Consider the following 23,290-nt stretch of genomic DNA (forward strand, 5'->3'; position numbering starts at 1 on the left):
CCACGCGGGCGTCTTTTTTTTTGGCTTGAAATCAGCCGGTTCACACAGACGGAACCGGCACCCAACCTGCATATGAGTGCACGAAGAAGAACCAATGCTGAGCGAACAAACCTTGCGCGATGCCCTGGAAGAAACCATCCAGGTACTGGAGCGTACCCGCCGTTCGTTCAAGTCGCGGGAGCTTGGGCAATTGCGCCGACGCCTGATCGATCTCCTTGAACAGCTGGAAACCGATGCGGGGGAAAAGGAGGAGGACTGAACGCCGATTCGTCACACCGCTGCTACAGGATGCTGACCGCATCCATCGAGAGCGCCGCCACTAGAAGCGGCGCCAACCCAGCCTTGCGTATTCAGACCCATTTCCAAGGAAGATCTGTCTATGCGTCTCAACCTACCCGTCAGCGGCCGCGAAGTCGTCGTTGGTGACACCGCGAATATTCTCTCCACCACCGACCTGAAGGGCACGATCACCTACGCCAACCCCGATTTCGTCGCGATATCCGGATTCAGCGAAGATGAGCTGCTTGGCCAGCCGCACAACATCGTGCGTCATCCGGACATGCCCGAAGCGGCCTTCGCCGATCTCTGGCAAACGCTGCAGGCCAACCGCTCGTGGATGGGCATGGTGAAGAACCGCTGCAAGAACGGTGATCACTATTGGGTGAGTGCCTTTGCCACGCCGGTCAGCCGTAACGGCAAGGTGAAGGAATATCAGTCGGTACGCACCCGCCCGCAGCCCGAGCAGATTCGCGCGGCCGAGGCGCTTTACGCGCAGCTGCGTGACGGCCGCGGCGCACCGACGTTGCGCAGCAGCGTTGGTCTGCGCGAACGGCTGGCGCTGCTCGCCGCCGCTAGCGCGGCCGGTGGAGTGGTCGTGGGCACCGTGCTGGCCGCGTCGCCAATCGCTGCAACGCTGGCAGGTCTTGCGCTTGGCGGTGCGGCCGCGATGGCGGCGGCTACGGCGCTGCTACCTTTGGCGCGCCTGGCACGGCAGGCCCGGCAAGTCGGCGACAACCCGGTCAGCCAACTGATCTATACCGGACGCAGGGACGAAATCGGCCAGATCGAACTTGCCATGAAAATGCTGGAAACCGAGGCCGGTGCCATGGTCGGTCGCATCGCCGACAGTAGCCGGCAGCTCAGCGACCACGCCCGCGACCTGCTCGGTGCCATGCATGGCAGCACCCAGAGCGCCGCGCGCCAGCAGCAGGAGACTGATTTGATCGCCACTGCCATCCAGCAGATGAGCGCCAGCGTGCAGGAGGTTGCGCTGAATGCGCAGCGCACCGCCGAGGTGGCTGCGCGTGCCGACAGCGAAGCGGCCAAGGGACGTGAGGTCGTCGGCCGCACCGGCAGCAGCATCACCCGGCTGGCCGCTGATATTCAGCAGGCCGCTGAGGTCATTCACCAGCTGGAAAACCACAGTCAGGAAATCAGCCGGGTACTCGACGTGATCCACGGCATCGCCGAGCAAACCAATCTGCTGGCGCTCAACGCAGCGATCGAAGCGGCGCGCGCTGGCGAACAGGGCCGTGGCTTTGCCGTTGTCGCCGACGAGGTGCGCCAGCTGGCCTCACGCACATCCCTGGCGACTACTGATATCCAGCGGATGATCGGCTCGTTGCAGACTGGCGCCCGCGAAGCCGTGGACGTGATGCAGCGCAGCCGCGAGCAGGCGGAGCACAGTGTCAGCCATGCTGATCAGGCCGAGCATTCGCTCAGTGGGATCAACAGCCGGGTCAACGAAATCAGTGCGATGAGCAGCCAGATCGCCGCGGCCGTCGACCAGCAGAGCTCGGTCGGTGAGGAGATCAGTCAGAGCATCGTCAGCATTCGCGGTAGCTCCGACGAGCATGTCGCCAGTGGGCTGCATAGCCAGCGCAACGCAACCGGTGTTGCCCTGCTGGCCGATGGAATGCTTGAGCTGGTTCAGCAGTTCTGGACGCGCCGACGGGGCTGAAGGAAGCAGTCTGTCGCTCGGGACAGGACAGCGTGATGGCTAGGTGGCATCATGCACGCATCGGTGCTTAATTAATGGCGCCGGTTGGCTGGCACTTTGCCGGCAAGTGCAAGCGCCCCGAGGCTCTCTCGCATGATTCGCACCTTCTTGCTGTTGCTAGCCTGCCTGACCACCTTGCCGTGGGGCGCCAACGTGTCGGCGGCCCCGCAGACGTCCGTGCTGCAGACTCGTACCGAAGCGGCGCTGCAGGTCGGCGTGGTGGAGTATCTGCTTGGCGAGCCAGCAGCGGATTTCGCCGACATCGCGGCGGCCGATCTGCAGTGGCAGGCGTTGACCAAGCCCAATCTCGGCAAACAGCGCGACGGTGCCTGGCTGCGCTTCACCCTGTACAACGAGGGCGCCGAGGCTAAGCGCTGGTATCTGCTGCTGAAGTGGCCGGTGCTCGACCGCGTTGCGGTACGCCTGCACTACCCGGACAGCGGCCGCTGGGGTCAGCCCATGCTGGCCGGCGATGCCCTGGCATTGAGCGTTCGTCCGCTGGCCGATCACCATTTCGTCTATCCGCTCGAGCTGCCTGCGGGTGAGCCGGTGGTGGTCTATATGCAGCTGCAGGCCAGAGAAATCCTCGCGTTGCCGCTGGAGCTGATCGACGATAAGCAGCTGATCGAAGGCAAGCTGCGCGATGTCACCCTGGTCAGTCTGTTCTTCGGCGGCATCCTGGTGATCGTGCTGTACAACTGCAGCCTGCTGATCTTCACCCGCGACCGCAGCTATTTTCTCTACGTGCTCTATCTGCTGAGCGCCGTGTTCTACGTGCTGACCATCACCGGCTTCGGTCAGCTCTACCTGTGGCCGGAGATCCCCGAGCTGTCGGCGCGTTTCTATGGACTTTCCGCGGCGCTGTGCTTCTTCACGCCGATGCTCTTCGCGCTGCGCTTTCTCGGCATCCGCCGCTACGGCGGCTGGGTCTGGGCGGTGTCCATCACGCTGACCTGCTACTGGGGGCTGGTCGCACTGACGATCCTGCTGGCGCCGACGCTGGCGCGTTACCTGTTCATGGAAAGCGTCGCGCTGCTGCACTGCGTGCTGACCATGGCGGTGACGCTCAATCTGTGGGCGCGCGGCAACCAGTCGGCGCGGCTGTTCAGCATCGCCTGGAGCACCTTGCTGGGATTCACGGTGATCAACCTCTTGGCACTCAACGGCACCCTGCCGCTCAATGCCTGGACGCTGAATGGCCAGCTGATCGGCATGTTCACCGAATTCGTCCTGCTCTCCATGGCGCTGGCCGAACGCATCAATGTCGAACGCAATCGGCGTATCGCCGCGCAGCAGCTGGCACTGCAGGCCTCGGAGACGCTTGCCGAGGAACGTGCCCTGCACCTGCAGGCCAAGCAGGAGGCGCTGGACCTGCAGCTGCACACCAATGAGGTGCTCGAGGCGCGGGTCTATGAGCGTACCCGCGCGCTGGAGGAGGTGAGGCAGGGGCTGGAGGCCGCCAATGCCGAACTGATGCGTCTGAGCACTACCGACGCGCTGACGCAGCTGGCCAACCGCCGACGTTTCGATCGTTTGCTCGACGAGGAGATACGCCGCGCCAGACGCAGCGGCAGCCCACTGTCGGTACTGCTGGCCGATATCGATCACTTCAAGCGGGTCAACGACGGCTATGGGCATCCTTTCGGCGACGAGTGCCTGCGGCAGGTGGCGGCGGTGCTCGCCGCGCATTGCCAGCGTGCCGGTGATCTCGCGGCGCGCTATGGGGGTGAGGAGTTCGTCGTGTTGCTGCCGGCGTCCGACCAGCGCCAGGCGTTTGTGCTGGCCGAGCGGATCCGCCAGAACATCGAGCGCCTGCAGCTGCGCCACGGCGACCAGGCGGTGGCGCTGACCATCAGCCTCGGCGTCGCCACGCTGGGGCCGACCGTCGCGTCGGCAGAGGCGCTGCTGGCCACTGCGGATGCGGCGCTGTATGCCGCCAAGCACGCCGGTCGCAACCAGGTGGTCTGTGCGCCTGAGGCGGCGATCGGCGAAACCGGCGCCGGCGTCAGCCCTCAGCCGGTATGAAGCGCACCCGCACCAGCAGCCCGCCCAGCGCACCCTGATCCAGGCTGATTTGGGCGCGGTGCGCACGAACGATTTCGCCGACGATGGCCAACCCGAGGCCGGCGCCATGCCCGCCGGTGTCACGGCGGTAGAAGCGCGCGAAAACGCGGTCATGCTCGGCGACAGGAATGCCGGGGCCGTCGTCCTCCACTTCCAGCACGGCGCCGTCGAGCACCCGTAGCACCACGTTGCCGCCGGTCAGCGTATGCGCCAGCGCATTGTCCAGCAGGTTGCTTAGCAGCTCGCTGATCAGCGTCGGCTCGCCGTCGATCCACACCGGCGCCTCGGCCTCCAGGGCCAGGGCGACACCGCGCTTGTGGGCCAATGCCGCCATTGCCAGCCCCAGCTCGCGGGCCAGCTGTGACAGATCAAGACGCTGCGCACCGCCCTCGGCAATGGATTGCGCGCCGCTTTCGATACGCGCCAGCGAGAGCAGCTGGTTGGCCAGATGGATGACCTTGTCGGTGCTCTGCCCGGCATCTTCCAGGGTGCTTCGCCAGGCCGCAGGTTCCGCTTCGCGCAGGCCCAATTCGATCCGCGCCTTCAGCGCCGCCAGCGGCGTGCGCAACTCGTGGGAGGCATCGGCGATGAAGCGCGCCTGGCGCTCGAACTGTCCGCGCAGACGCTCGGTGAACCCGTTGAGGGCCGCCACCAGTGGCTTCAATTCACGTTGCACGCTGACCAGCGGCAGCGGCCGCAGATCGTCCGGGGCACGCTCCTGCACCGCCTCGCTGAGCCGGCCCAACGGCCGCAGTGCGGCGCTGACCGCCAGCCATACCAGCACCAGCGCGGCAATCGCCATCAGGCCGACCCGCCACAGGGTATCGGTCAGCAGGCCACGCGCCATACGCTCGCGTGCGCCAAGGGTCTCTGCCACCCGGATCTCGGCGATGCCGTTGAGCTCCGGTTCGCTGACCGGCTGCAGCAGGCTGACCAGACGTACGCCCTGGCCCTGGAACTCGCCGTCGTAGAAGCGCGCCAACGCCGGGTAGTCATCGGTGCGGGGAACGTCGGCGCCTGGTGCCGGCAGGTGGTCGTAACCACTGACCAGACGGCCTTCGATATCCAGCACTTGGTAATAGATGCGTCCGGCACTGTCGTAGGCGAACGTGTCCAGCGCCACGTAGGGCACGTTCGCGCGCAATTTGCCATCGTTCGCCACCAGTCCATCGGCAATCGCTCTGGCCGAGGCCAATAGCGTGCGGTCGTAGGCGGTGTCGGCGGCGGCACGCCCGTTCCAGTAGGCGCTCCAGCCACTGAACAGCAGCAGCAGGGCGAGCAGGACTGCCAGACGGCGCAGCAGCCGGGCGCGCAGGCTGCCGGCGACTTCCGGCTCAGCCATCGAGTGCCTCGAGCAGGTAGCCCAGGCCGCGGAAGGTGACGATGCGCACCGGTTGGCCTTCGAGCTTTTTGCGCAAACGGTGGATGTAGATTTCGATGGCATCGGCGCTGGCGTCCTCGTCCAGGCCGAACACCTGGGCGGCGAGCTGATCCTTGCTCATCACCCGTCCGGGACGGGCGATCAGCGCCTCAAGCACGCCCTGCTCGCGGGAGGTCAGCGTTAGCGGCTCGTCGGCCAGACTGAAGCGCCGTGCATCCAGGTCGTAGACCAGCGCGCCGCAGCGCTGCTGGCGTTCACCCCCACCGACGCTGCGCCGCAACAGTGCCTTGACCCGCGCTTCCAGCTCGGACAGTTCGAACGGCTTGGCCAGGTAATCGTCGGCCCCAAGGTTCAGGCCGTGCACGCGGTCGCTGACCTCGCCGCGGGCGGTGAGCATCAGCACCGGCAGCGTCTTGCCGCGCTCGCGCAGACGAGCCAGCACCTGAAAGCCATCCAGGCGCGGCAGGCCAACGTCGAGAATCGCCAGTGCGTAATCCTCGCTGGCCAGCGCCAGATCGGCGGCGACGCCGTCTTGCAACAGGTCCACGGTCCAGCCGGCGGCGCGCAATGCCTGCGCCACGCTTTCGGCGAGCTGGGGATGGTCCTCGACCAGAAGAATTCGCATTGCCTGTCCTCTGCCATGGCGACGGGGCGCCAGTGTAGCGGTAGATCATCCGCCCCGCCGCTGGCTTTGAGCACTGAAAGGCTGGCGAAAGCTTGACCACCTAGGATCGCTCATAGGTGGCTCGAACCACCCCGCGCGGCGCATATCGCCGTCACAACAAAAACAATAGTGGAGATACACGATGCTGACTGCCGTCAGACGCTCACCCGTTCCTGCACGTCTCGCTCTCGCCGTTGCCGCCGCCTCGCTGGCCCCAGCGACTCAGGCCGCCTTTATCGAAGACAGCAGTGCGACCCTGCACACGCAGAACATCTACCTGAACCGCGACTTTCGCGAAGGCACAGGCCAGTCCAAGCGCGAAGAGTGGACCCAGGGCTTCATTCTCGATGTCCAGTCCGGTTTCACCGAAGGCACTGTAGGCCTCGGCCTCGACGCCATGGGCATGCTCGGCATCAAGCTGGATTCCGGTGGCGGTCGCACCGGCACCGATCTCTTGCCGGTGCACGACGACGGCAGCACGCCGGACGAATTCAGCCGCCTGGGCCTGACCGCCAAGGCGAAGATCGCCGATACCGAGCTGCGCTATGGCTCGCACATTCCGGAGATGCCGGTGGCCAAGGCCAGCGACAGCCGCACGCTGCCGCAAGTGTTCGAGGGCGCCACCGTCACCTCGACGGACATCGAAGGCCTGACGCTGACCGGCGGCCGCCTGGACAAGGTCATCGACCGCGCCTCGACCAACTCGCAGGACCTGCAGCTGAACAACAAGAACAGCCGCTTCGCCAGTGCCGCCGAGGCCGACCACCTGACGTTCGCCGGGGCCGAGTACGCCTTCAACAAGAACCTCACCGGTCGTTACTACTATGGCGAACTGGACGATGTGTATCGCCAGCATTTCTTCGGCCTGCTGGCCGTCAAGCCGCTGACCGACAACTCGGCGCTGAGCGCGGATCTGCGCGTAATGATCAGCGATGACACCGGTGCAGCCAATGCCGGCAAGATCGACAACCAGGCCTGGAATGGCATGTTTGGCTACAGCCTGGGCGGGCACAAATTCAGCCTCGGCTACCAGCAGATGCGCGGCGACACCGGCTACGCCTACCTCGATGGCAGCGATCCGTTTCTGGTCAACTTCGTGCAGATCAACGACTTCGCCAACGCCGACGAGCGCTCCTGGCAAGCGCGTTACGACTACAACTTCGCTGCCATGGGTATTCCCGGCCTGACCTTCCTGACCCGTTACGTTTCCGGCGACAACGCCGAATACAACGGTGGCAACAACGGCAGCGAGTGGGAACGCGACATCGAGCTGAAGTACGTGGTGCAGAGCGGCCCGCTGAAAAACGTCGCGGTGCGCATGCGCAACGCCATGTTCCGCTCCGATTTCGCCCGCGATGCCGACGAGAACCGTCTGATCGTCAGCTACAGCCTGCCGATCTGGTAAACCCGGACCACAATAAGAACAGAGGACCCACCCATGAAAACCAGACTCAGCCGTATCGCCCTGCTGTCGTCCTGCCTGCTGCTCTCCAGCCAGCTGCTGGCCGAACCCAAGCGCCCCGAGTGCATCGCCCCGGCCAAGCCCGGCGGCGGTTTCGACCTGACCTGCAAGCTGGCGCAGAGCGGTCTGAAGGACGGCGGCCTGCTCAAGGCGCCGATGCGCGTCACCTACATGCCCGGCGGCGTCGGTGCGGTGGCCTACAACGCCGTGGTCGCCCAGCGTGCAGCGGAGGCGGGGACCATCACCGCCTTTTCCAGCGGCTCGCTGCTCAACCTCGCGCAAGGCAAGTTCGGTCGCTATGACGAAAGCGCCGTGCGCTGGCTGGCCGCAGTCGGCACCGACTACGGCGCCATCTCGGTGCGTGCCGATGCGCCTTACCAGAACCTCGACGAGCTGATCGCGGCGGTGAAGAAGGACCCCGGCAGCGTGGTGTTCGGTGCCGGCGCCACCATCGGTGGGCAGGACTGGATGCAGACTGCGCTGATCGCCCGCGCCGCCGGGGTCGATCCGCAGAAGCTGCGTTACGTCGCGTTCGAGGGCGGCGGCGAGACGCTCACCGCCATGCTCGGCGGCCACGTGCAGGTCACTTCCAGCGGCCTCGGCGAAGTCACCCCGCAGCTCGACGCCGGCAAGATCCGCATCCTCGCCGTGCTCTCCGATGAGCGCCTGCCGGGCAAGCTGAATGGCATCCCCACCGCCAAGGAGCAGGGCTACGACATCAGCTGGCCGGTGATTCGCGGCTTCTACATGGGCCCGGAAGTCTCCGACGAGGATTTCAACTGGTGGAAGACCCAGTTCGACACGCTGCTCGGTGACGAGGACTTCGCCAAGCTGCGCGAGCAGCGCGACCTGTTCCCGCTGTCGATGACCGGCGATGAGCTCAAAGCCTTCGTCGAGAAGCAGGTGCAGGACTACAAGGCACTGGCCGGCGAGTTCGGTCTGGTCAAGTAACGCGAACCGGCCCGCGCCCGCGGGTCGTACGGCTGGCCCGGCAGCTGCCGGGTCGCCGAATCCCTGAGGTATCCCGTCATGTACGTACGTGTCTTCGCCGCGGTGTGGCTGCTCGCCTGCGCCGGCCTCGCCCTGCTTGCCTGGGGTTTCGAGGCGCCTTTCGCCTACGACCCGGTCGGGCCGCGCGCCTATCCGCTGCTGCTGCTGTTTCTGATGTTTTGCGGCGCGCTGTGGTTGCTGATCAAGCCGCACGGCGAGCCGACGCCGGCGTTCGACCGCATCAAGGCCCAGCGGGCGGTGCTCTGCGTGCTGGCGCTGCTGATCTATGCGCTGCTGTTCGAAATCCTCGGTTTCGTCATCAGCACTGCCCTGGCCGGCTTCGCCCTCGGCCTGCTGTTCAACGGTCGCCTGTGGCCCAGCCTGATCAGCGGTGCGCTGCTTGGCGTGCTGCTCTACGGGCTGTTCGATTACCTGCTGGACGTGCCGCTGCCGCTTGGTCTGCTGCGTCTGCTGGAGAGCTGAAATGGAAACACTGAATTTCTTGATGCAGGGCTTCGACGTCGCCACCCGGCCGACCAACCTGCTGGTGGCGCTGTTCGGGGCGTTCGTCGGTACCATCGTCGGCCTCTTGCCCGGCCTCGGCCCGATCAACGGCGTGGCGCTGCTGCTGCCGCTGGCCTTCGCCCTCGGCCTGCCGCCGGAAACCGCGCTGATCCTGCTCGCTGCGGTGTACCTGGGCTGCGAATACGGCGGGCGCATCTCGGCGATCCTGCTCAACGTGCCCGGTGACGCCGCCGCGGTGATGACCACTCTCGACGGCTACCCGCTGGCGCGCCAGGGCAAGGCGGGCATCGCCCTGTCGCTGTCGGCGGTCAGTTCGTTCGTCGGCAGCATCATCGCCACCTGCGGCGTGGTGCTGTTCGCCCCGTTGCTGGCCAAGTGGGCGGTGGCCTTCGGCCCGGCGGAATACTTCGTGCTGATGATCTTCGCCATCGCCTGCCTTGGCGGCATGGTCGGCGACAAGCCGGTGAAGACGCTGATGGCCGCGCTGATGGGCCTGGCCCTGGCCACCGTCGGTGTCGATTCGACCACCGGCGTGTACCGCTTCACCTTCGGCAGCGTCAGCCTGTCCGACGGCATCCAGTTCGTCATCGTGGTGATCGGCTTCTTCAGCGTCAGCGAGATCCTCTTGATGCTGGAAAAGACCCACAGCGGGCAGAAGGCGGTCAAGGCCAGCGGCCGGCTGCTGTTCAACTTCAAGGAGTTCTGCCTGACCTTCTGGACCATGGTGCGCAGTGCCGTGGCCGGCTTCGTCATCGGCACCCTGCCGGGCGCCGGGGCGACCATCGCCAGCGCCATGACCTACATGAGCGAGAAGCGCATGGCCGGCGACAAGGGCCGCTTCGGCGATGGCGACCTGCGCGGCCTGGCGGCACCGGAAGCGGCCAACAACGCCTCGGCCTGCGGTTCGCTGATCCCCATGCTGACCCTCGGCGTGCCGGGTTCTGGCACCACCGCGGTGATGATCGGCGCGCTGACGCTGTACAACATCACCCCCGGCCCGCTGCTGTTCGAACAGCAGCCGGACGTGGTCTGGGGCCTGATCGCCTCGCTGTTCATCGGCAACGTGATCCTCTTGATCATGAACATTCCGCTGGTCGGCCTGTTCTCGCGCATGCTCAGCGTGCCGAACTGGGTGCTGGTACCGACGATCACGGTGATCAGCATGGTCGGCGTGTATTCGGTGCACAGCACGGTGTTCGATCTGGTGCTGATGGTCGGCCTCGGCGTGTTCGGCTACCTGCTGCGCAAGCTGGACTTCCCGCTCTCGGCGCTGATCCTCGGCTTCGTCCTCGGCGAGATGATGGAAGACAACCTGCGCCGCGCGCTGTCGATCTCCAACGGCGAGCTGGGCATCCTCTATGGCAGCCCGATCACTCTGGCGCTGTGGGCGCTGACCGTGGCGATGCTGGCCATGCCAGGGCTGCGCTGGTACCTCAAGCGCCGTCGCGGCAACGTGGTCGAGGCGCAGGCCTGATATGCGCCAGCGGCTGCCGGCCTGGTGGGCGACGCCGCTGATCGGTGCGCTCGGCGGCTGGCTGGCGAGCCTGGCCAACTGGCCGCTGCCATGGATGGTCGGTTCGCTGCTGGCGGTGATCGCCGTGCGCTGCAGCGGCTGGCTGGTGAGCGAAGTGCCGCGCGGCCGGCAGGTCGGGCAATGGCTCGTCGCCAGCGCCATCGGCCTGCATTTCACCGGTGAGGTGATGCGCGAGGTGCTGGCGCACTTCGGGGTGATCCTCGCCGGTGCGGTCGGCACCCTGCTGCTGGGGCTGATCGGCATCGTCATCCTGCTGCGCAGCGGCACCGACCGCGCCACTGCGTTCTTCGCCAGCATGCCGGGTGGCGCCAGCGAGATGGTGGTGCTGGCCAACCGGCACCGGGCCGAGGCGGCCAGCGTGGCAGCGGCGCACAGCCTGCGCCTGCTGCTGGTGGTGCTGATCGTGCCGGCGCTGTTCACCTGGGGCCTGCCGACGGTCGCGGCGCCGCCCGCGGCCCCGGTGAGCTGGCCCTGGCTAGCCGTGCTGCTGCCGGCCGGCGGTCTGCTGGCGCTGCTCTGGAAGCGTCTCGGCCAGCCCAACCCCTGGATGCTCGGCCCGTTGACCGCCTGCGCGCTGGCCAGTGTGGCGTTCGACCTGCATATCGGCCTGCCGGGCTGGGCCGGCGCGCTCGGCCAGTGGCTGATCGGCTGTTCGTTGGCCTGCCATTTCGACCGGCCGTTCTTTCGCAGCGCGCCGGCCTTTCTGTTGCGCATCCTGCTGTTCACCCTGCTGGCGATGCTGGTGGCTGCTGCACTGGGCGGCGCGCTGGGTTGGCTGACGGCGCTGGACGAGGTATCGCTGATGCTCGGCATGATGCCCGGCGGCATCACCGAGCTGTGCCTGACCGCCGAAGCCCTGCAGCTGTCGGTGGCGCTGGTCACCGCGGTACAGGTGCTCAGGCTGTTTCTGGTGATGTTCCTCGCCGAGCCGCTGTTCCGCTTCTGGCAGCGTCGCGCAGGCTAGGCGGGACGCGCTGGCAGCTGTGGCTCGTTGGCCAGCACCTCGCGAGTACTGTCGCTGGTGGCGCGGGCCTTGCCACCAGCCGGACCTTCCAGCGCCGGATAGGCGGCGCTGCAGAACAGCGAATTGAGGCGTTTCATATCGGCGATCAGCTCCAGATGTGCGGCGCTGGTCTCGATGCTTTCCACGACCTGCTGATGCAGGCGCTGCACGTGGGAGTGCGCCAGCTCGCGCTCCAGCTTGCGGAACTGGCGCTTGTGCTGCAGCAGCTGGCGCGCACCGTGGGAGTCGCCGGAGATAAACACCGAAAGACCCAGCCGCAGATTGGTACAGAGCTGGCCATGCAGCTGGCCGAGTTCCTCCAGGCCGCTGTCGGAGAACGAGCGGCGCTTGGCGGTCTTGAGGTTCTGCACCTTGCTGGCCATGTGCTCGATGATGTCGCCGGCCTGTTCGAGGTTGATCGCCAGTTCGATGATCTCCGCCCAGCGCCGGCCTTCCTGCTCGGCCAGGTCCTCGCGGGGCATCTGCGCCAGGTAGAGTTTGACCCCGCTGTAGAGCGCATCGACGTCATCGTCCAGGCGGCGGATCTCCTCGCCGGGCTCAGGCCGATCGTCGCGCAGCACCTCCAGCAGGCGCGCCAGCATCAATTCCACCATATCGCCGATGCGCAGGGTTTCGCGGACCGCGTTGGCCAGCGCCAGGCTTGGGGTTTCCAGCGCCGCGAGGTCGAGGTGCCGCGGCTGCGCCACGCCGTTATCCAGCGCGCGCTCCGGCAGCAGGTATTCGCATAGCCGGCTCATCGGCTGCACGGTGGGTAGCAGGATCAGGCAGCGCAGGCTGTTGTAGACCAGATGGAAGCCGATGACCTGGGTCTGCGCGCTGTAGCCGAGGGTGTCCATCCAGGCCACCAGCGGCACCAGGAAAGGCAGCACGATGAGGCCGGCGAGCTTGTACAGCAGGTTGCCCAGCGCCACTCGCCGCGCCGAGGCCGGCTGCAGGCTGGCGTTGAACCAGGCGAGCAGGCCACTGCCGATATTGGCACCGATCACCAGGCCGAGTGCCACCGGCAGGCTGATCAGGCCGGCGCCGGCCAGCGTCGAGGTCAGCAGCACCGCGGCCAGGCTGGAATACGACAAGACGGCGAATAGCGCACCCACCAGCACCGCGAGCAGGGTGTCGCCGGCCAGCGAGGAGAACAGCACCTGCATGCCGCGCGCCTCGGTGATCGGCTCGGCGGCTTGCACGATCAACTGCAGGGCGAGAATGATCAGGCCAAGGCCGATCAGCACGCGGCCGAGCTGACCGATGCGGCTCTGTTTGCGCGAGAGAAACAGGCAGACGCCGAGCAGCGTCAGCAGCGGCGACAGCCAGGAAAGATCGAGGGTCAGCACACGAGCCATCAGCGCGGTGCCGACATCCGCGCCGAGCATGATCGCCAGCGCAGTGGGCAGCGCCATCAGGCCTTGGGCAACGAAGGAGATGGCCAGCAGCGCGGTGGCGTTGCTGCTCTGCACCAGCGCCGTAACACCGATGCCGGCGCCGAAGGCCAGCGGCGCATTGCCCATGCTCTGGCCGAGCGCCCGTCGCAGGTGCGAGCCATACACCCGCATGATCCCGGTACGCACGATATGCGTACCCCAGACCAGCAGGGCGATGGACGACAACAGGTGCAACAGGGTCAGCATCGGTCGGGCTCCTGCCTCATCGAGCAGCAACGGCGAAAGTCTGCGTCACAAGGACGCAGATCTTCACCGGGGATACTCGATTGACCCTGGCCTGCCGGTCACGTTCACCGAAACGTCACAAAGCCCGGTTGGCCCGCCCGATCAGGGGCGGGTGTAGTAGCCCACGCCCAGCAGTACATCGTCGACCCGCTGGATCAGCGTGTGCTTCTGCTCGACCGCGTTGGTCGCCGGGTTGCGCCAGACGTAGTCGACGCTGCCGGAGCCCTGCTTGCGGGCCAGCTCGATCATTTCCTTGAACAGCGGCTTGCCGGCGGCATCATTGACGTTGCGCACATCGACCCCCACCAGGTTCGGCGAGCTGCCGCTGGCGCGATAGCGACCGTCGTCCAGACCGATGACGAAGACGTACTCGTCGTTGAAGACGAAGCCGCCACGCGGATCGTTGAAGTTGCGGAAGGCTGCCTCGGCGCCCTTGTCCTTGACCTGCTGCACGGCGCGGTCGAGCAGCGCCTTGGCATGCTCGGCGGTAGCGCGCGGGATGTAGTAGCCGACGCAGAGCACGTGATCGCCGACCTTGCGGAACTGACTGAGCTTGTTCTCGACCTTGTTGTCGGCCGGGTTGAGCCACTGGTATTCGACTTCGCCGCCGTCCTGCTTGGTCGACTTGTCGAGGATTTCACGGATGAACGACTTGCCGGCGGCATCCTTGAGCTCAGCGACGTTCAGTCCGACCAGGCTGGCCGAAGGGCCGCTGCTGGCCTGCATGGTGCCGTCCTCGCCGAGCACGAAGATGTAGTACTGGCCGTGAACGAATTCGCCGTTGCGGTCGTTGAAGGCGGCCAATGCCTGCTCCGGGCCCTTGGCCTGGAAGGTCAACACGGCGCTGTCGAGCAGGGCGCGTGCCTGGCTGGCGTGGCTGCGCTCCACCGAGCCGAGCGTCCGCTGCTGGGCTGGCTCCTGTGCGTGCAGCAGCAGCGGCACGGCGCCCAGCGTGGCAGATAGAGAGAGGGCGAGCAGCTTCTTGCGGTTCCGGTTCATGAACGACTCCTGACCTGATGGCGGGCGACTAAGCGGCCGCCCCGTTGCCCCATGCTAGGCAGCCGCGGCGTAATTGATATTGGTCGAGAGAAGCAAAAGGGCAGGGCGAAAGGAGGAGATGCGCTGCGACACGAGTTGTCGCAACCGGGATACAGACTCAAGTGCACGGCTCGCTCCCCTGCGGAGCGGCCTGTAACCTAGCGACTTCTGTTCACGCGGTGCGCCCATGCTCAGCCTCTACCACGCTCCCGATCTGGAAACCCTCGGCGAACTGGCCACGCGCCTGCTCGCCCAGCCACTCGCCGATCCCTTCGCTCCGGCGCTGGTGGTGGTGCCGAGCCAGGGCATGGGCCGCTGGCTGACGCTGGAGCTGGCGCGCAAGCAGGGCATCGCCATGCAGCTGGAGATTCAGCTGCCAGCCAAGTTTGTCTGGGACCTGAGCCGCACCGTGCTGGGCAGTCTGCCGGAGCAATCGGCGTTTTCCCCGACGACCCTGACCTGGCGCCTCTATGGCTGGCTTTGCGAGCCAGCCAATCTCGAGCTGGCGCCACGTCTGGCGCAGTACCTCGACGGTGGCGACGAGCGCCGGCGGCTGTCGCTGGCAGCGAAGATCGCCGACGTCTTTGACCAGTATCTGCTCTATCGCGACGACTGGCTGGCGGCCTGGGAACGTGGCGAAACCTTCGATCTCGGCCCGGACGAAGCCTGGCAGGCGCTGCTCTGGCGCGAACTGACCAAGGACGGCCACCCGCACCGCGCACGGCTGCTCGGCGATCTGCTACAGCGGCTCTACAGCGACGAACCCTTGCCCGGTCTGCCCGAGCGCTTGCTGGTGTTCGGCATCAGCAGCCTGCCGCCGCACCATCTGCGCGTGCTCGACGGCCTGGCACGGCATATCGACGTGGTGGTCTGCGCACTCAACCCGAGCCGCGAGGCCTGGGGCGAGATTCGCGATATCCGCGAGCTGGCGCGCCAGCCCGAGAGCGGGGCTGACGATTGGTATCTCGACGTCGGCCATCCGCTGCTGGCCAGTCTCGGCAAGCAGGGCCGCGATTTCTTCGATTCCTTGTTCAGCCTGACCGCCAGCGAAGGCAGCCAGGAGTTCGGCCTGTATTCCGAAGACGAAGACCTGCGCGACGACAGCCTGCTGCACGCCCTGCAGAACGACATCCTGCGCCTGCGCACCCGCCTGCCGGATGAGCGCATCACGCTGGCCGACGGTGACCGTTCGCTGGAAGTGCATATCGCCCATTCGCCGCTGCGCGAGGTAGAGATCCTGCATGACCAGCTGCTGGCTCGTTTCGCCACCAACCCGGCGCTGACGCCCGATCAGGTGGTGGTGCTGACCCCCGATATCGAGCGTTACGCGCCCTTTATCGAAGCCGTGTTCGCCCCGCGCGAGGGCAGCCCGCGGATTCCCTACAGCCTCGCCGACCGCAGCCTGCGCGCCGAAATGCCGCTGATCGAGGCCTTCCTCGAACTGCTGATGCTGGCGCAGAGCCGTTTCACCGCCGAGGAAGTCCTCGCCTGGCTGGAGCAGCCGGCCATTGCCCGCCGCGCCGGGATCGAAAGCGAAGACCTGCCGCTACTGCGCGACTGGTTACGCGAAGCCGGCGTGCGTTGGGGCCGTGACGGCAGCCAGCGGGCGCGTCTCGGCCTGCCGGACGAATCGGCCTTCACCTGGCGCCAGGGGCTGGACCGCCTGCTGCTGGGCTTTGCCGCGCCGCCGCAACTGGCTGGCGACCACGCGCCACTGCTCGGCGACCACTGGCCGCTGGATGCCCTGGAAGGCGCGCGCGCGCAGTTGCTCGGGCGGCTGGTGGAGTTCGTCGAACGCCTCGGCGTCTTGGCCGATCAGCTGGCGCGGCCGCGTCCGTTGGCCGAGTGGGCCGATGACCTGCAAATCCTGATCGACACCCTGTTCGACGAGCGCGAAGCCGGCGACACGTTGCTCTTGTTGTCCCAGGCCTGCGCGGCGTTGCGCGATCAGGCCCAGGCCGCCGACCTGACTCGGCCCATCGAACTGGAACTGGTGCACCAGCAGCTCAGCGCCGCGCTGCAGCAGGGCGGTGGCGCCTCGGGTTTTCTCACCGGCGCGGTGACCTTCTGCACCATGGTGCCGATGCGCAGCCTGCCGTTCCGCGTGGTCTGCCTGCTGGGTCTGGACGATGGCGCCTTCCCGCGACGCACGCCGCCGTCGGGCTTCGACCTGATCGGCCGGCATCCGCGCCGTGGCGACCGGGCGCGGCGCCTGGACGATCGCTACCTGCTGCTGGAAACCCTGCTTTCGGCGCGCGAGGCGCTGTACCTGTCCTATGTCGGCCGCGACCCGCGCGACAACGCCGTGCTGCCGCCTTCGGTGCTGCTCAGCGAAGTGCTGGAAGCGGTCGACATGACGGCGGTGCTGGCCGATGGCACGAAGCCGGTCAGTCAGCAGATTCTCGTCGCCCACCCGCTGCAGCCGTTCTCGCCACGCAATTTTGGCGACGGGCTCTGCGCCGGGTTCTCCTCGCCCTGGTTTCGTGCCGCCCAGCGCCTGGCCGAGCCGCCGCATACCCAGCCGCAACCCTTTGCCAGCCTGCTCGCCGAACCGGATGAGGCCTGGCTGACCATCGAGCCGTCGCAGCTGTTGCAGTGCTTCCGCCATCCGGCGCGCTTCCTGCTCGAGCAGCGCCTTGGTTTGCGTCTGGCCGACGACCAGGAGTCGCTCGCCAGTGACGAGCCGTTCGATCTGGAGATGCCGGCCTGGAATGGCCTGCGCCGTCTATCGCTGCAGGCCATGGAGCACGGCTGGAGTGATGAAGACGAACGGCGCATGGCCTGCGCCGCCGGCTGGCTGCCCACCGGCGAACTGGGCCAGGCGCTGTGGGGCAAGTTGCGCGGCCCGGTGCGTGCCTTTGCGCCGCGGCTATTCGAACTGCGCCCGGACGCGGTGCCCGAGCCGTTGCCGGTGGACATCACCCTGGCCGGTGTGCGCGTGCATGGCTGGCTGGACGGCGTGACCCCGGCCGGGCTGTTCGGCTGGAAGCTTGGCCGTCTCGGTGAGTGGGACCTGCCGCCGTTCTGGCTGCGCCATCTGCTGCTCAATCTGTCCGCCACGCCCGGCATCGAGCGCCACAGCCTGATGCTGTCGCCCGCCGGTGACTGGCAACTGGGGCCGCTGGCGAATGCCGCCGAGCTGCTCGAACCCTGGCTCGCCGCCTATCTCTGTGCCATCCGTGAGCCACTGCCGTTGCTGCCACGCAGCAGCCATGCCTTCGCCAAGGGGTATCGCAAGCCGAGCCGCGGCAGCGAACCGCCCGACTGCGCACGTAAACGCGCCCGCGAAGCCTGGCTCGGTGCCGAATTCAGTCCCATCGCCGCCGAGGCCGAAGACCCTTGGAACGCCCTAGCCTTCCGCGATCGCGATCCGCTGGACGAGCGTTTCGAAAGCCTGGCTCAGGAATTGATCGGCCCGGCCCTCGACGCCCTGGCTGAAGACGAGGAGGAAGCATGAAACTCGACCTGCTCGATTCGCCCTTCGATGGCCGCTCGCTGATCGAGGCCAGCGCCGGCACCGGCAAGACCTGGACCCTGACCGCGCTGTATGCCCGTCTGCTGCTGGAGCGGCAGCTGTCGGTGGGGCAGATTTTGGTGGTCACCTACACGACTGCAGCGACGGCCGAACTGCGTGAGCGCATCCGCGCGCGGCTTGCCGACCTGTTGGCTGTCTATGACGGCACGCCGAGCACCGATGACTTCCTCAACCGCCTGCATGCGCGCTACCCGGACGAAGCCTCGCGGCGCCGGCTGTTGCTGGCCGTGCACGGCTTCGACGAGGCAGCGATCTTCACCATTCACGGCTTCTGCCAGCGCGCCCTGCAGGACGCGGCCTTCGAGGCGGGTGGCGATTTCGATAGCGAGCTGACCGCCGATGACCGCGAGATCATCGACGCGCTGCTCGCTGACGCCTGGCGCAGCGAGTTGGCCGATGCCGACCCGGCCTGGGCGCGCTTTCTGGCAAAGAGCCGGATCACGCCGCTGTGGTTACGTCAGCGCCTGCGCAGTCACCTGGGCAAGCCCTATCTGCGCGTCGAGCCGCAGGGTGCGCCCATTGCCGCCGACCTGCGCCCGGTCGAGGCCGCCTGGCAGCGCGCCGCCGATTTGTGGAAGAGAGCGGGCAGTGCCTGGGTCGCCGAGCTGCTGGCCCATGGTGGACTCAGCCAGAGCACCCACAAAAGCATCAAATTTGCGCCCTGGCAGATGGATTTGGATGCCTATTTCGCCGATCCGGCGGTGATGTTCGACCTGCCCGAGGGCGCGGCCAAGTTCGGTGTCCGCGCGCTGACCAAAGCGTGCAAGAAGGGCCATGACGCGCCGGTCTGCGAGCTGGCCCATGCACTGGACGAGCTGGCCGATCAGGTCGCCGAGGCGCTGCCGGCCGGCAAGCAACGCCTGATCGCCCTGCAGGTGGCGCTGCTGGAACGGCTCAACCGCGAGCTGCCGGAGCGCAAGGCGGCGCAGCGGCTGCTGGCCTTCGATGATCTGCTCAATCGCCTGGATCAGGCGCTGCAAGGGCCTGTCGGCGAAGACTTGGCGGCCTCGCTGCGTGCCACCTATCCGCTGGCACTGATCGACGAATTCCAGGACACCGACCCGATCCAGTACGCCATCTTCAACCGCATTTATGCCAAGGCCAGCGAGGCGTCGCTGTGTTTCGTCGGCGATCCGAAGCAGGCGATCTATGCCTTCCGCGGTGCGGACCTGGCGACCTACATGACGGCCAAGCAGCAGGCCGATCGCGAACCGTTCAACCTGCCGACCAATTACCGTTCGACCCCCGAGCTGATCGCCGCGCTGAACCAGCTGTTCGACCATCCACAGCCCTTCGCCCAACCTGACCTGCGCTACCCGCCGGTAGGTGCCGCCGACAAGCCGCGGGCCGGCCTGCGTCTGCTGGAAGAGGGCGAGGCGGCGCCGCTGTCGCTGATCTGGCTTGGCGACGATCCGCTGGGCAAGGGCGAGGCCGCGCAGCTGGCAGCGAGCGACACCGCACGGCGTATCGCCCTGCAACTGGCAGGCGCCGCCGAAGGACGTGCTGGTTTCGACAAGGACGGCGAGTTCACACCGCTCAAGGGTGGCGATATCGCCGTGCTGGTGGCCAACCACCGGCAGGCAGGGATGATCGCCGATGAACTGGCCGCACGCGGTGTGCCCAGCGTGCGCCGCGGACGCGACAGCGTCTGGCGCAGCGAGGAGGCCGGTGAGCTGGCCGCGGTGCTTGCCGCTTATGCCGAGCCCGGTCGTGAAGGCCTGCTGCGCTATGCGCTGGCCACGCGCCTGCTGGGCCGCAGCGCCGCCGACCTTGCCCGCTGCCAGGACGATCAGCAGCAGTGGGACGCCGAACGCGAGGCCGCCGAGCGCTATCACCAGCTCTGGCAGCAGCAGGGTTTCATGCGCGTGTTCCGTGCCTGGCTCGACGAGCAGGCGGTGGCCGAACGGCTGCTGGCGCGGGTCGATGGCGAACGCCGGCTGACCAACCTGCTTCACCTCGGTGAACTGTTGCAGGCCGAGAGCCTGCTGCGTCCCGGGCTGGAACCGCTGCTTGCCTGGTTCAATGCCCAGCGCGGCAGCGAGGGCGCCGGTGAGGAAGCCCTGCTGCGTCTGGAAAGCGATGCCGAGCGGGTGCAGATCGTCACCATCCACACCAGCAAGGGCCTGGAATACCCACTGGTGTTCTGTCCCTTCCTCTGGGACGGCAAGCTGCTCGGCAAGAACCGCGACAGCACCCGCTGCCACGATGCGACTGGCCAGCCACTGCTGGATCTCGGTAGCGGTGAGCTGGAGGACAACCTCGAGCGCGCGCGCCAGGAGGTCTTCGCCGAGCAGCTGCGCCTGGCCTATGTCGCGCTGACCCGCGCCCGTGACCGGCTCTGGCTGCATTGGGGGCCGGTCAATCTGTGCAAACCGAAGAAGGACGGCAGCCTGGCCGATGAGGGCCTGCACAGCAGTGCCCTGGCCTGGCTGCTGCATGGGCGTGAACTCCCAGGCGAACAACCGCTGAGCGAGCTGGGCAACTACCTGGCGGACTTCAACGGCGGCAGCCTGCGCCTGGCCATCGAGCGGCTGGTGCAGGGCAGCAACGGCCGAATGGCCTGCCTGCCGCTGGAGTCGCGCGAAGCCAATGCACAGGGTCCCGGCCGCGCCGTGCCGCCTCAGCAGTTGTCGCAGCTCAATCGCAGCCTGCACAGCGCCTGGCGCATCGGCAGCTTCTCCGGCCTTGCCGCCGGCATGCACATGGAAGCGCCGGACCGCGACGCCCTGGCCATTCCCGATGCCGGCGAGCCGGGCAGCGGCTTCTTCGCCTTCCCCCGTGGCGCGCGCGCCGGTACTTGCCTGCACGCCATCCTCGAAGACTGGGCGCGTGGCAAAGGCGAGCTGGAGGCGCTGGTCGAACCTGCGCTGCAAGCCTACGGGCTGCCGCTGGAGTGGCAGGAGATCGCCACGGCGCATCTGCAAAAGGTGCTGGAAACCGATATGGATGGCGCTGGCCTGACCCTCGCCGCGTTGCAGTCGGCCAGACGCCTGCCGGAACTGGGCTTCACCTTTCCGGTGCGGGATCTGGACGTGGCGCGGCTGCGTGCATTGCTCGTCGATCCGGCCAACGGCCTCGCCGAACCCTTGCGCGAAGCGGCGGCGCGGCTGGAATTCGACAGCCTAAAGGGCTTTCTCAAGGGCTTTATCGACTTGACCTTCGAACACGACGGCCGTTGGTACATCGCCGACTACAAATCCAACTGGCTAGGTCCGGATGCCAGCTACTACGGCGGTGAGCGGCTGCTGCAAGCATTGGCCGGCGAGCACTATTACCTGCAATACCTGATCTATCTGGTCGCCCTGCGCCGCTTCCTGCGCCAGCGCCTGGCGGACTTCCACGACGAGCAGCTCGGCGGTGCCTTCTACCTGTTCCTGCGCGGCATGCCCGAAGCCGGTGTGTATTTCGCCCGGCCGGACGATGCGCTGCTTGATGCATTGGATCGGTTGTTCGAGGAGGGGCGGTGATGGCGCGCTTTAGCGGTCTTGACCGCGAATGTGGGCTTAGCGGCGCCTTCATGAATTTCAGGAGCGATATATGACCCTTGCCGATCTGCCCCTCGGCCCACTGGAGCGCGCCTTCGTCGCCAGCCTGCAGCGCCTCGACCCGCAAGCGTCCGAGCCGGTGCTGCTCGCCGCCGCGCTCTGTTGCGAAGCGCTGGCCGATGGCGACGTCTGCTTGCCGCTGGGTCGGTTAGCCGGCAAGCGGCCATGGCCGGATCAGGATTTCAGCCTGCCGCCGCTTGCGACCTGGCGAGCGCAGTTGGATGCCTCAGAGCTGATCGGTGCGCCGGGGGATTACGCGCCGCTGATCCTGAGCGGAGAACGGCTCTACCTCGCCCGTTACCAGGCTTACGAACAACAACTGGCTGAGCAGCTGCTGGCTCGCGCAGCGGATGCGCCGGAGGTGGATGAGCAGCAGCTGAGCGACAGCCTGGCGCGGTTGTTCGCCTTCAATCAGCAAAGCCCTGATTGGCAGCGCCTCGCCGCGGCTCAGGCGGTACGTCGTCGCTTGGCAGTAATCTCCGGTGGCCCCGGCACCGGAAAGACCACCACGGTGGTCCGTTTGCTGGCGGCATTGCTGGAACAGCCCGGTGGTGAACGCCTGGCCATCGGCCTCGCGGCACCTACCGGCAAAGCGGCGGCGCGCATGGCCGAAGCGATCCGCAACGCCAAGGCCGATCTGCCGGTCAGTGATGCCGTCAAGGACGCTCTGCCGGACGAGGCTCGCACATTGCACCGCCTGCTCGGCAGCCGCGCCGACAGCCCGCGCGTGCGCCACGACGCGGCCAACCCGCTGGCGCTGGACGTGCTGGTGGTGGACGAGGCGTCGATGGTCGACCTGGCGCTGATGGCCAAGCTGGTCGCCGCGCTGCCGCCGAAGGCGCGGCTGATCCTGCTCGGCGACAAGGACCAGCTGGCCGCCGTGGAAGCCGGCGCGGTGTTCGCCGAGCTCTGCGAAGGGCGCGGTTTCGATAGCCAAGCGGCCGCCGATCTGCAACGCATTACCGGGCAGAACGTAGCGGTCGAGACGCCGCGCTCGCGCCTGGGTGATGCGGTGGTGCTGCTCACCCACAGCCATCGCTTCGCCGGCGACAGCGGCATCGGCGAACTGGCGCGGCGAATCAATGGTGGCGATGCCAAGGGCACCGTCGCGCTGCTGCAGGAAGGCCGGCCGGATCTGGCCTGGAACGCAGCGCCCAGCCCCGCGGCGCTGATCGAACGGCTGGAGCAGGGCTACGCACCTTACCTGCAGGCCGTACGCCAGGCCGATCCGTCCGCCGCGGTCGAGGCCTTCAACGGCTTTCGCGCGCTGACCGCCCAGCGCGAAGGCGCTTTCGGCGTCACGGGTATCAACGAGGCGCTGGAAGCGCGCTTCAAGCGTCGCCTCAGCGTGCCGGCGCGTGAACGCTGGTACCCTGGCCGCGCGGTGATGGTCCGGCAGAACGATTACGCCCTCGGTCTGTTCAACGGCGATATCGGCCTGTGTCTGAGGACCGAGCAGGGCCTGCGGGTGTTCTTCGAGGGCGACGACGGCTACCGCGGCTTCGCCCCGGCGCGGCTGCCGAGCCATGACAGTGCCTTCGCCATGACCGTGCACAAAAGCCAGGGCTCGGAATTCGCCGAAGTGCTGCTGGCGTTGCCGGAGCAACCCAGCCCGCTGCTGACGCGCTCGCTGTTCTATACCGGTATCACCCGCGCCAAACGCAAGGTGGAGATCTGGGCACTGCCGGCGCGTCTGGCCGAGGCAGTCAATACCCGCGCCGAGCGCGCCGCCGGCTTGGCCGAGCGACTGGCGCTTCCCCGCGTGCCGGACAGGCCTGTCGAGGCATTGCCAGCGGCGAAGCCAGATGAGCCTAAAGGCGATCAGCTCAGCCTGTTCTGAACCGTGCGCGGCTGCTCGAAGCCGGCAC

15 protein-coding genes and 1 pseudogene are annotated in these 23,290 nt (G+C 66.9%); 12 read left to right on the forward strand and 4 right to left on the reverse strand.

Annotated elements, in window-relative coordinates; all coding sequences use genetic code 11:
• Positions 1 to 94: 94 nt before the first annotated feature.
• From BHD08_RS23030 to BHD08_RS01400, 4 genes and pseudogenes are all read left to right on the forward strand, one after another.
• Positions 95 to 259 (forward strand): hypothetical protein, encoded by a 165-nt coding sequence (locus tag BHD08_RS23030; protein WP_015275213.1) that lies wholly within the window; start codon positions 95 to 97, stop codon positions 257 to 259.
• Between the two features lie 120 nt (positions 260 to 379).
• Positions 380 to 661 (forward strand): annotated as a pseudogene (locus BHD08_RS23370) (PAS domain-containing protein); the annotation flags it as partial.
• 285 nt (positions 662 to 946) lie between these two features.
• Positions 947 to 1,960, forward strand: a complete 1,014-nt coding sequence (locus BHD08_RS23375) for a methyl-accepting chemotaxis protein (protein ID WP_375708236.1) — start codon at positions 947 to 949, stop codon at positions 1,958 to 1,960.
• A gap of 132 nt (positions 1,961 to 2,092) precedes the next feature.
• Positions 2,093 to 4,024 (forward strand): diguanylate cyclase, encoded by a 1,932-nt coding sequence (locus tag BHD08_RS01400; RefSeq protein WP_125020556.1) that lies wholly within the window; start codon positions 2,093 to 2,095, stop codon positions 4,022 to 4,024.
• On the opposite strand, the gene BHD08_RS01405 is transcribed toward BHD08_RS01400, so the two are convergent.
• Together BHD08_RS01405 and BHD08_RS01410 are read right to left on the reverse strand one after the other, a co-directional pair.
• Positions 4,005 to 5,405, reverse strand: coding sequence for a sensor histidine kinase (locus tag BHD08_RS01405; protein ID WP_125020557.1), 1,401 nt, complete (start codon positions 5,403 to 5,405; stop codon positions 4,005 to 4,007). The genes BHD08_RS01400 and BHD08_RS01405 overlap by 20 nt on opposite strands.
• The gene (locus tag BHD08_RS01410; protein WP_103457099.1) at positions 5,398 to 6,069 is read right to left on the reverse strand and encodes a response regulator; all 672 of its coding nucleotides are present in this window, start codon (positions 6,067 to 6,069) and stop codon (positions 5,398 to 5,400) included. The genes BHD08_RS01405 and BHD08_RS01410 overlap by 8 nt, the downstream gene beginning before the upstream one ends.
• 181 nt (positions 6,070 to 6,250) lie before the next feature.
• Here BHD08_RS01410 and BHD08_RS01415 point away from each other — a divergent pair, with 181 nt between their 5' ends.
• From BHD08_RS01415 to BHD08_RS01435, 5 genes are all read left to right on the forward strand, one after another.
• A complete protein-coding gene (locus BHD08_RS01415; protein ID WP_125020558.1) occupies positions 6,251 to 7,513 on the forward strand; it encodes an OprD family porin in 1,263 nt (420 codons plus the stop codon).
• A 33-nt stretch (positions 7,514 to 7,546) separates the two neighbouring features.
• Positions 7,547 to 8,521: a tripartite tricarboxylate transporter substrate binding protein gene (locus tag BHD08_RS01420; protein ID WP_125020559.1), complete on the forward strand. Its 975-nt coding sequence runs from the start codon at positions 7,547 to 7,549 to the stop codon at positions 8,519 to 8,521.
• A gap of 78 nt (positions 8,522 to 8,599) precedes the next feature.
• Positions 8,600 to 9,043 carry a tripartite tricarboxylate transporter TctB family protein gene (locus BHD08_RS01425; protein ID WP_125020560.1) on the forward strand — a complete coding sequence of 148 codons (444 nt, stop codon included), beginning with the start codon at positions 8,600 to 8,602 and terminating at the stop codon, positions 9,041 to 9,043.
• Position 9,044: 1 nt separating this feature from the next.
• On the forward strand, positions 9,045 to 10,559 hold the full coding sequence (locus BHD08_RS01430) for a tripartite tricarboxylate transporter permease (RefSeq protein WP_125020561.1): 1,515 nt from the start codon (positions 9,045 to 9,047) through the stop codon (positions 10,557 to 10,559).
• 1 nt (position 10,560) lies between these two features.
• The gene (locus BHD08_RS01435) at positions 10,561 to 11,583 is read left to right on the forward strand and encodes an AbrB family transcriptional regulator (protein ID WP_125020562.1); all 1,023 of its coding nucleotides are present in this window, start codon (positions 10,561 to 10,563) and stop codon (positions 11,581 to 11,583) included.
• Here BHD08_RS01435 and BHD08_RS01440 read toward each other — a convergent pair.
• The gene (locus BHD08_RS01440) at positions 11,580 to 13,265 is read right to left on the reverse strand and encodes a Na/Pi cotransporter family protein (protein WP_125020563.1); all 1,686 of its coding nucleotides are present in this window, start codon (positions 13,263 to 13,265) and stop codon (positions 11,580 to 11,582) included. The two genes, BHD08_RS01435 and BHD08_RS01440, sit on opposite strands and share 4 nt — an antisense overlap.
• Before the next feature lie 141 nt (positions 13,266 to 13,406).
• Positions 13,407 to 14,303: a cache domain-containing protein gene (locus BHD08_RS01445; RefSeq protein ID WP_125020564.1), complete on the reverse strand. Its 897-nt coding sequence runs from the start codon at positions 14,301 to 14,303 to the stop codon at positions 13,407 to 13,409.
• Positions 14,304 to 14,529: 226 nt separating this feature from the next.
• On the opposite strand from BHD08_RS01445, the gene recC reads away from it, so the two are divergent.
• The 3 genes from recC (at position 14,530) to recD (ending at position 23,262) form a co-directional block, all read left to right on the forward strand.
• On the forward strand, positions 14,530 to 17,799 hold the full coding sequence (gene recC, locus BHD08_RS01450; RefSeq protein WP_125020565.1) for an exodeoxyribonuclease V subunit gamma: 3,270 nt from the start codon (positions 14,530 to 14,532) through the stop codon (positions 17,797 to 17,799).
• A complete protein-coding gene (gene recB / locus BHD08_RS01455) occupies positions 17,796 to 21,344 on the forward strand; it encodes an exodeoxyribonuclease V subunit beta (protein ID WP_125020566.1) in 3,549 nt (1,182 codons plus the stop codon). Before recC ends, recB begins: the two co-directional genes overlap by 4 nt.
• A gap of 70 nt (positions 21,345 to 21,414) precedes the next feature.
• Positions 21,415 to 23,262 (forward strand): exodeoxyribonuclease V subunit alpha, encoded by a 1,848-nt coding sequence (gene recD / locus BHD08_RS01460; RefSeq protein ID WP_125020567.1) that lies wholly within the window; start codon positions 21,415 to 21,417, stop codon positions 23,260 to 23,262.
• Positions 23,263 to 23,290 lie beyond the last annotated feature (28 nt).

Source organism: Pseudomonas sp. SCT, assembly GCF_003864275.1.
GTDB lineage: Bacteria > Pseudomonadota > Gammaproteobacteria > Pseudomonadales > Pseudomonadaceae > Stutzerimonas > Stutzerimonas stutzeri_AE.

Coding starts and splice junctions, on each gene's coding strand:
- BHD08_RS23030 (WP_015275213.1), top strand. CDS start 95: ATGCTGAGCGAACAAACCTTGCGCGATGCCCTGGAAGAAACCATCCAG.
- BHD08_RS01425 (WP_125020560.1), top strand. CDS start 8,600: ATGTACGTACGTGTCTTCGCCGCGGTGTGGCTGCTCGCCTGCGCCGGC.
- BHD08_RS01420 (WP_125020559.1), top strand. CDS start 7,547: ATGAAAACCAGACTCAGCCGTATCGCCCTGCTGTCGTCCTGCCTGCTG.
- BHD08_RS01430 (WP_125020561.1), top strand. CDS start 9,045: ATGGAAACACTGAATTTCTTGATGCAGGGCTTCGACGTCGCCACCCGG.
- BHD08_RS01440 (WP_125020563.1), bottom strand. CDS start 13,265: ATGCTGACCCTGTTGCACCTGTTGTCGTCCATCGCCCTGCTGGTCTGG.
- BHD08_RS01435 (WP_125020562.1), top strand. CDS start 10,561: ATGCGCCAGCGGCTGCCGGCCTGGTGGGCGACGCCGCTGATCGGTGCG.
- recD (WP_125020567.1), top strand. CDS start 21,415: ATGACCCTTGCCGATCTGCCCCTCGGCCCACTGGAGCGCGCCTTCGTC.
- BHD08_RS01415 (WP_125020558.1), top strand. CDS start 6,251: ATGCTGACTGCCGTCAGACGCTCACCCGTTCCTGCACGTCTCGCTCTC.
- BHD08_RS01445 (WP_125020564.1), bottom strand. CDS start 14,303: ATGAACCGGAACCGCAAGAAGCTGCTCGCCCTCTCTCTATCTGCCACG.
- BHD08_RS23375 (WP_375708236.1), top strand. CDS start 947: ATGGCGGCGGCTACGGCGCTGCTACCTTTGGCGCGCCTGGCACGGCAG.
- recB (WP_125020566.1), top strand. CDS start 17,796: ATGAAACTCGACCTGCTCGATTCGCCCTTCGATGGCCGCTCGCTGATC.
- BHD08_RS01400 (WP_125020556.1), top strand. CDS start 2,093: ATGATTCGCACCTTCTTGCTGTTGCTAGCCTGCCTGACCACCTTGCCG.
- recC (WP_125020565.1), top strand. CDS start 14,530: ATGCTCAGCCTCTACCACGCTCCCGATCTGGAAACCCTCGGCGAACTG.
- BHD08_RS01405 (WP_125020557.1), bottom strand. CDS start 5,405: ATGGCTGAGCCGGAAGTCGCCGGCAGCCTGCGCGCCCGGCTGCTGCGC.
- BHD08_RS01410 (WP_103457099.1), bottom strand. CDS start 6,069: ATGCGAATTCTTCTGGTCGAGGACCATCCCCAGCTCGCCGAAAGCGTG.